General features: G+C 71.0%; 3 protein-coding genes and 1 pseudogene. All 4 read left to right on the plus strand.

Going from position 1 to position 7,361, the window contains the following annotated elements; all coding sequences use genetic code 11:
- Nucleotides 1-8: 8 nt before the first annotated feature.
- Nucleotides 9-1,709 (plus strand): AMP-binding protein, encoded by a 1,701-nt coding sequence (locus E1181_RS09510; RefSeq protein ID WP_132673603.1) that lies wholly within the window; start codon nt 9-11, stop codon nt 1,707-1,709.
- Between the two features lie 17 nt (nt 1,710-1,726).
- Complete coding sequence (locus tag E1181_RS09515) at nt 1,727-4,942, plus strand: acetyl-CoA carboxylase family protein (protein ID WP_132673615.1); 3,216 nt, start codon at nt 1,727-1,729, stop codon at nt 4,940-4,942.
- A 345-nt stretch (nt 4,943-5,287) separates the two neighbouring features.
- Complete coding sequence (locus E1181_RS09520; protein ID WP_207922076.1) at nt 5,288-6,874, plus strand: SLC13 family permease; 1,587 nt, start codon at nt 5,288-5,290, stop codon at nt 6,872-6,874.
- Nucleotides 6,875-6,965: 91 nt separating this feature from the next.
- Nucleotides 6,966-7,361 (plus strand): annotated as a pseudogene (locus tag E1181_RS09525) (hypothetical protein); the annotation flags it as partial.

Consider the following 7,361-nt stretch of genomic DNA (forward strand, 5'->3'; position numbering starts at 1 on the left):
AGGCCCGAATGCCGTCGTCCCGCCGTGAAGAGGCCCTGGCCGAGGTCCGCCGCCTGCAGGCGGCCCACTGGCCGGATCAGGTGCCGGGCACCGTCGTGCACCCCGTCGAGGTGCCCGGTCTGCCCGAACACCTCCGGCACTGGGCCCAGACCCGCCCGGACACCGTCGCGATCTCGTTCTACGGCCGCGACATCACCTACGCCGAGTACGACGAGCTGAGCGATCGTTTCGCCGGCTGGCTCGGCGAACGCGGTGTGGCGCCGGGAGATCGGGTCGGCGTGTTCCTGAGCAACTGCCCCCAGTTCCTCATCGCGATGGTGGGCGTTCTCAAGGCGGGCGCGGTGCACGTGCCGATCAACCCCATGTTCCGGGGCCACGAGCTGCGGTACGAGCTGGAGGACGCCGGGGTGACGGTGCTCCTGGCGCAGGACTCGTTCGCCGACCTCGTCGAATCGGTGCGCGCCGACGCGCCCGTGCGGCACGTGGCCTACACCGGCCTCGCCGACCTGCTCACCGCCGAACCCGACGTGCCGGTGCCGTTCGAGCTCACCGCCGAGCGCTCGGACTGGGCCGAGATCAGCGCCTCGGCGCCCGCTGAGCTGCGGCCGACCGACCCCGATGCGCTGGCGGCGCTCAACTACACCGGCGGGACGACCGGGTTGCCGAAGGGCTGCGAGCACACCCAGCGCCACATGGTCTACACGGCGGCGACGGCCAGCGTGGCCGGCGGGACGCAGGTGGGTGATCCCGGTGTCGTGTCGTTGAACTTCCTGCCCGTGTTCTGGATCGCCGGCGAGGACTTCGGCGTCCTCAAGCCGCTGGTGAACGGCCAGCAGGTGGTCCTGATGACGCGTTGGGACCCGGCCGCAGCCGTCGCCCTCGTCGAGCGGCACGGCGTGACCGACCTGGTCGCCACGGTCGACAACTACGTGGAGCTGATGGACGGGCCCGGTTTCGAGGGCGCGCGGGTGTCGTCGCTGCGCAACGCGCTGGCGGTCTCGTTCGTGCTGAAGCTGACCCCGGAGGTCCGGGCGCGGTGGCGGGAGGCCACGGGCAGCGTCCTGCGGGAGGCGTCGTACGGCATGACCGAGACGCACACGGCCGACACCTTCACGCTCGGGTTCCAGGACGGCGATCGGGACCTGCACGCCGACCCGGTGTTCTGCGGGCTGCCCGTTCCGGGGACCGACGTCCTGATCGTCGACGACTCCGGCGATCCGGTGCAGGTGGGCACGTCGGGGGAGATCATCGTGCGGAGCCCGTCGATCCTGACCGGCTACTACCGTCGGCCGGACGCGACCGCCGAGACGATCCGCGACGGCTGGCTGCACACCGGCGACGTGGGACGGCTCGACGAGTGGGGAGCCCTGCACTACCTGGCGCGCGCCAAGGAGATGATCAAGACCAACGGGATGAGCGTGTTCCCGTCCGAGGTCGAAGCCCTGCTGCGCCTGCACCCGGCGATCCGCTCGGTCTCGGTGGTTCCCCGTCCCGACCGCGCGAAAGGCCAAGTGGCGGTGGCCTTCGTGGTGGTGGACGGCAGCACCGCGAGCGAGGACCTGCGCGCGTGGGCGAAGGACAACATGGCCGGGTACAAGGTGCCCGATTTCGTCGTCGTCGACCAGCTGCCGATGACGGCCACGGGCAAGGTGCGCAAGGGCGACCTGCTCGACCGCGCCGCAGAGCTGTCCGCCGGTGACCGCGCGTAGACGGAGGGTTCGTGACGATGAAGAAGCTCCTGATCGCCAATCGCGGTGAGATCGCGCTGCGCGTCGTGCGCACCGCCCGCGAGATGCGGGTCAGCACCATTGCCCTGTACGCGGAGGACGACGCGGACACGCCGCACGTGCACGCCGCCGACGAGGCGTTTCCGCTGGTCGGAGCCGGTCCGGCCGCCTACCTCGACCAGGCGGCGGTGCTGGCCGCGGCCGCGCGGTCCGGTGCCGACGCGGTGCACCCCGGGTACGGATTCCTCTCGGAGAACGCGGAATTCGCGGGAGCCTGCGCGGCAGCCCACGTCGCCTTCGCAGGACCGGACCCGGCGGTCCTGGAAACCCTGGGGGACAAGGTATCGGCCCGCGCCGCCGCGGTGGCGGTCGGCGCACCTGTGCTGCCCGCCACCGCGGGTGCCGCCACGGTCGACGAGGTGCGCGCGTTCCTCGCCGAGAACCCGGGCGGCATCATGATCAAGGCGCTGGCCGGTGGTGGCGGTCGCGGCATGAGGGTGGTTCGCGACGCCGACGCGGTGGCCGAGGCGTACCGGGCGTGCGCGGACGAGGCCGAGCTGGGCTTCGGGAACCGGGATGTGTTCGCGGAGGCCCTCTTCGACGGTGCCCGGCACGTCGAGGTCCAGGTGGTCGCGGACGGCACGGCAGCCCTGGCGCTCGGTGACCGGGATTGCAGCCTGCAACGGCGGCACCAGAAGCTGCTGGAGATCGCCCCCGCGGCCGGCTTGGAGCCCGGGGTGCGTCGCGGTGCGCACGAGGTCGCGGCGCGGCTGTGCGCGAGCCTCGGCTACTGCGGTCTGGCGACGGTGGAGTTCCTGGTGCGGGGCGAGGAGTTCGCGTTCCTGGAGGTGAACCCCCGGATCCAGGTGGAGCACACGATCACCGAGGAGATCATCGGTGTGGACCTGGTGGCCGCGCAGCTCGCCCTCGCCGACGGAGCCGGGCTGCACGACCTCGCGCTCCCGGACGGCGTGGTGGCCGACGGGTCCGGCGTGCGCGGCGAACCCGCGACGGCTGCGAGCACGGCGGTGCAGGCCCGGGTGAACCTGGAGACGATGACCGCTGTTGGCGGCGCGACGCCGACAGCGGGCACGCTCACGACGTTCGCCCCGCCCACCGGTCCGGGGGTCCGCGTCGACACCTTCGGTCTGCCGGGCCTGGTCGTGAGCCCGCGGTACGACTCCCTGCTGGCCAAGGTGATCGTGCGCGCGGGAACTCGCGCCACCGCCCTCGCCAAGCTCGACGCGGCCCTGAGCGAGTTCGCGATCGAGGGCGCGGCCACGAACATCCCCTTCCTGCGCGCCCTGCTCGTCGACGACGAGCTGCGCGCAGGTCCCGTGAGCACCGCGTTCCTGGCTGAGAACGTCGAACGACTGGTCGCCGAGGCGGGCACCTCCGTTCCCTCATCCGGCACTGCGTTGGAGGTGCGGCCGGGGGAGGAGGTCGTTCGCGCTCCGATGGCGGGCACCGTCGTCTCGACCACCGCGGAAGGCGACGAGGTTCCCCCGGGCGGTCAGCTGGCGGTGTTGGAGGCCATGAAGATGGAGCACGTCCTGTCCGCCGATCACGCGGCGCGCGTGGTGCGCGCGCTCGTGCCGCCGGGCCGCACGGTGGCACCGGGCGATCCGCTCGTGGTGTTCGCGCGGACCGACGAGGTGGAGGCCGAATCCCACTCCGAGCTCGACCTGGACGCCTCCCGGCCGGACCTCGACGAGCTGCACGAGCGGCAGGCCATCACCCAGGACTCGGCCCGTCCCGAGGCGGTGGCCAAGCGCCACCGGCTGGGTCGCCGGACCGCGCGCGAGAACATCGGCGATCTGGTGGATCCGGACAGCTTCGTCGAGTACGGGTCCCTGGTCCTCGCGGCCCAGCGCAGCCGACGGTCCGAACAGGACCTGATCACCAACACCCCGGCCGACGGGCTGGTCGGCGGTGTCGCGACCATCGGCGCGGACCGCTTCGGCAGGACAGCGGCCGAGACCGTGGTGATCTCCTACGACTACACGGTGCTCGCCGGGACGCAGGGCATGCGCAACCACGCCAAGACCGACCGGATCCTCGGCGTGGCCCGGGACCGGAAGGTGCCCGTGGTGCTGTTCGCCGAGGGCGGCGGTGGCCGACCCGGTGACACCGACGTGGATGTCGTTGCAGGGCTGGACGTTCCGACGTTCCGCCTGCTGGGATCGCTGCGCGGCGGTGCGCCGACGGTGGCGATCGTCTCCGGACGCTGCTTCGCCGGGAACGCCGCGCTCGCCGGTGCCTGCGACGTCGTGATCGCAACGCCCGACGCGAACATCGGCATGGGCGGCCCCGCGATGATCTCCGGCGGTGGGCTGGGGGAGTACCGGCCCGAGGACATCGGCCCCATCGACGTGCAGCGCCGCAACGGTGTCGTCGACCTGGTCGCCAGGGACGACGAGCACGCCGTCGAGCTGGCGCGCCGGTACCTGTCGTACTTCCAGAGCCCGCTGTCCCCGGGCGAGGGCGTCGAGTGGGAGGCGCCTGATCCGCGCCTGGCCCGGCACGTGGTGCCCGAGAACCGGTTGCGCGCGTACGACGTCCGCAGCGCCATCGATGCCATCGTCGACGTGGACTCGGTGCTGGAGCTGCGCCCGGACTACGGCGTCGGCATCGTGACGGCGCTGGTCCGCGTGGAGGGCGTCGCGCACGGTCTGGTGGCCAACAGCAGTCACCACCTGGGCGGCGCGATCGACGCCGAGGCGGCGGACAAGCTGGGCGACTTCCTGACGCTCTGCGAATCGGGCGGGCTGCCGATCGTCTCCCTCTGCGACACACCGGGATTCATGGTCGGGCCGGAGGCGGAGAAGGACGCGACGGTGAAGCGCTTCGGCGAGCTGTTCGTGCTCGGCGCTCGCCTGACGGTGCCCTTCGGCGCGGTCGTGCTCCGCAAGGGCTACGGCCTGGGCGCGATGGCGATGACCGGTGGTTCGTTCCGGGCCCCGCAGTTCACCGTCGCGTGGCCGACCGGGGAGATCGGCGGGATGGGCTTGGAGGGCTCGGTCCGGCTGGGCTACAGCAAGGAACTCGCGGCCGCACCCGACGAGGCCGCGCGCCAGCAGCTCTACGACAGCCTGGTGGCCGATGCCTACGAGCGAGGGCGCGCGCTGCGCGCGGCCACCACCTTCGAGCTCGACGACGTCATCGACCCCGCCGACACCCGCCGCTGGATCAGCACGCTCCGACCCCGTGCCTGACCCTGCGAGGCGTTGCCCTCGCGATCCGCGCACCAGATCGGTGAGACCGACGTCCAGCAGATGGTCGCGGGCAGCGTCCGACATGCGTTGCGGGAGCGCGCGGACCCCCTGGCCCTCGGGAAGATCGACTCCGACCCGTTGAGACACCGCATGTATCAATCCGGCGGAAACATGTATTTCACCTCCGTGATCCAGGCGCTTACGGTTCGGTAGATCTCAGATTCCCGTGGTCTCACCAACGTCTCCCCGTCCTCACCGCGGTCAGGGACGGGATTTCAGTGGAAATCGGGACCCGGATTTCCACTGAAATCCGGTCACTTCCAGCTTGGATTCGAGGGCAGTGCAATGAGCGACCCGCTGAGTGGAGAGTCGAACTCGCCGTCATCGGACGCGGCACCCGCGACCGCGGAGAACTCCGCCCCCTCGGCGGCGGAGCAGAAGGGAGATGCTCTCGACCCCGGTGGGAAGCGCCACTGGTGGCTCTTGGCCCTGGGTCCGGTGGCCGGCCTGGTGCTGGCTCTGGTCCTGCCGTCCTCGTTGCCCTTCGAGGGCCGCGCGGTGGCCGGTTGCGCGCTCTGGATGGCGATCTGGTGGATGACCGAGGCGGCGCCCATCCCGGTGACCTCGCTGCTGCCCTTGGTCCTGTTCCCGATGTTCGGCATGGGCAGCATGAAGGAGGTCGCAGCTCCCTACGCGGACTCGGTCGTCTTCCTCGTCATGGGCGGCGTCATCCTCGGTCTGGCCACGGAGAAGGCCAACCTGCACCTGCGCGTGGCGTTGCTGACGATCCGGGCCGTCGGAACCCGGCCCGCCCAGATCGTGTTCGGTCTGATGGCCGCGTCCGCCTTCATCTCGGCTTGGGTGTCCAACACGGCGACGGCCGTGATCATGGTGCCGATCGCGGTGTCCATCCTGCAGCTGGTGCGATCGGTGGACGAGCAGGCCGCGGGCACGAAGTTCGCCGCGTCGATGCTGCTGGGCGTCGCCTACGGCGTGACGATCGGCTCCACCGCGACCCTGATCGGGCAGCCCCCGATGGCCCTGATGAAGGCCTACCTCGGGAAGACCCACGACTTCGACCTGCAGTTCGGCCACTGGATGCTGGTGGGCGTGCCGTGGGCCATCGTCATGCTCGTCGTGGCCTGGCTCGTGCTGACCAAGCTGGTCTTCCGCGCGGAGGTGGGCGAAATCCCCGGCGGTGCCGAGATGATCCGGTCCGAACTGGCGAAGCTCGGACGCATGACCACGCCGGAACGCCGCGTGGGCACGATCTTCCTGTTCGCGATCTTGTTCTGGGTCTTCGTGCCCTTCATCGCTGACATCCCGGCCGTGGAGAAGACCCTGCCGTTCCTCGGCACGATCTCGGACACCCAGGTCGCCATGGCCGCCGCCATCGCGTGCTTCCTGGTGCCCGCGGAGAAGCGCTCGATGAACAGCGACGGCACTCCGCTCCTGCGCTGGTCCGCGGCCAAGGAGATCCCCTGGGGCCTGTTGCTGCTGTTCGGTGGGGGCTTGTCGCTGTCGGCGATGTTCACGGCCACCGGCTTCAGCGAGTGGCTCGGCGGACAGGTCGGCGGCCTCGCCGGCGTGCCGTCCTGGCTGGTGCTGCTCGTTGTCGTCGTCGTCAGCCTCGCGCTGACCGAGCTCACGTCGAACACGGCCACCGCGGCCGCGTTCTTCCCGATCTTCGGTGCCGTTGCCGTGGGACTCGGCCTGGACCCGCTGTTCATGACCATCGCCGTGACCCTGGCGGTGTGCTCGGCCTACATGCTGCCGGTGGCCACCCCGTCGAACGCCGTGGCCTTCGGCTCCGGCGAGGTCTCCATCAAGCAGATGGTCCGCGCCGGTGTCTGGCTCAACGCGCTCTCCCTGGTGCTGATCATGCTCGTCATGTACACGCTGGTGCCCCTGGTGTTCGCCTCCGCCCTCTGACGGCGGCGTGCGGCCTCGGGCAACTGCTGGCAACTCGTTGCCGAAGGGGTTGGGGAGTCAGGATGCTGCGGCGCGTGGAAGGTCCGACGCCGTGCTGCGCCCGTTCCGCCACGTCGGGCCGACCGCGGCGCTGATCTCGTGGGGCGGTGGGCTCCTCTCCTACGCGCTGACCAAGTACGCGTGGCACCTCAACGACGCGATCACGGTGGTCACACCCGTCCTGGTATCGCTCGTGCTGTTCGTCGGCGTCGGCGCCGTTCTCCGGGACGCGCCCGCGGCGGCCGAGGAGAGCTCGCGCACGACGCGGCCCCAGCGGCACCGTCGCGGACCTGAGGGGCGGCGGCCGGTTCCTCGTGACGAGTGCGGGTGGTGCCAGGGCCGGTGGTCCGGCGGCACCCGCAGTCCATTGCGCGTCGTGCGGAGTCAGCAGGTGAGCGCGTGCTGCTGGCGGGCAGGGGAGAGGGGCCACCCGGGGGCACTTCTGGGC

It is taken from the genome of Saccharopolyspora terrae, assembly GCF_004348435.1.
In the GTDB taxonomy this organism is placed as follows: domain Bacteria; phylum Actinomycetota; class Actinomycetes; order Mycobacteriales; family Pseudonocardiaceae; genus Saccharopolyspora; species Saccharopolyspora endophytica.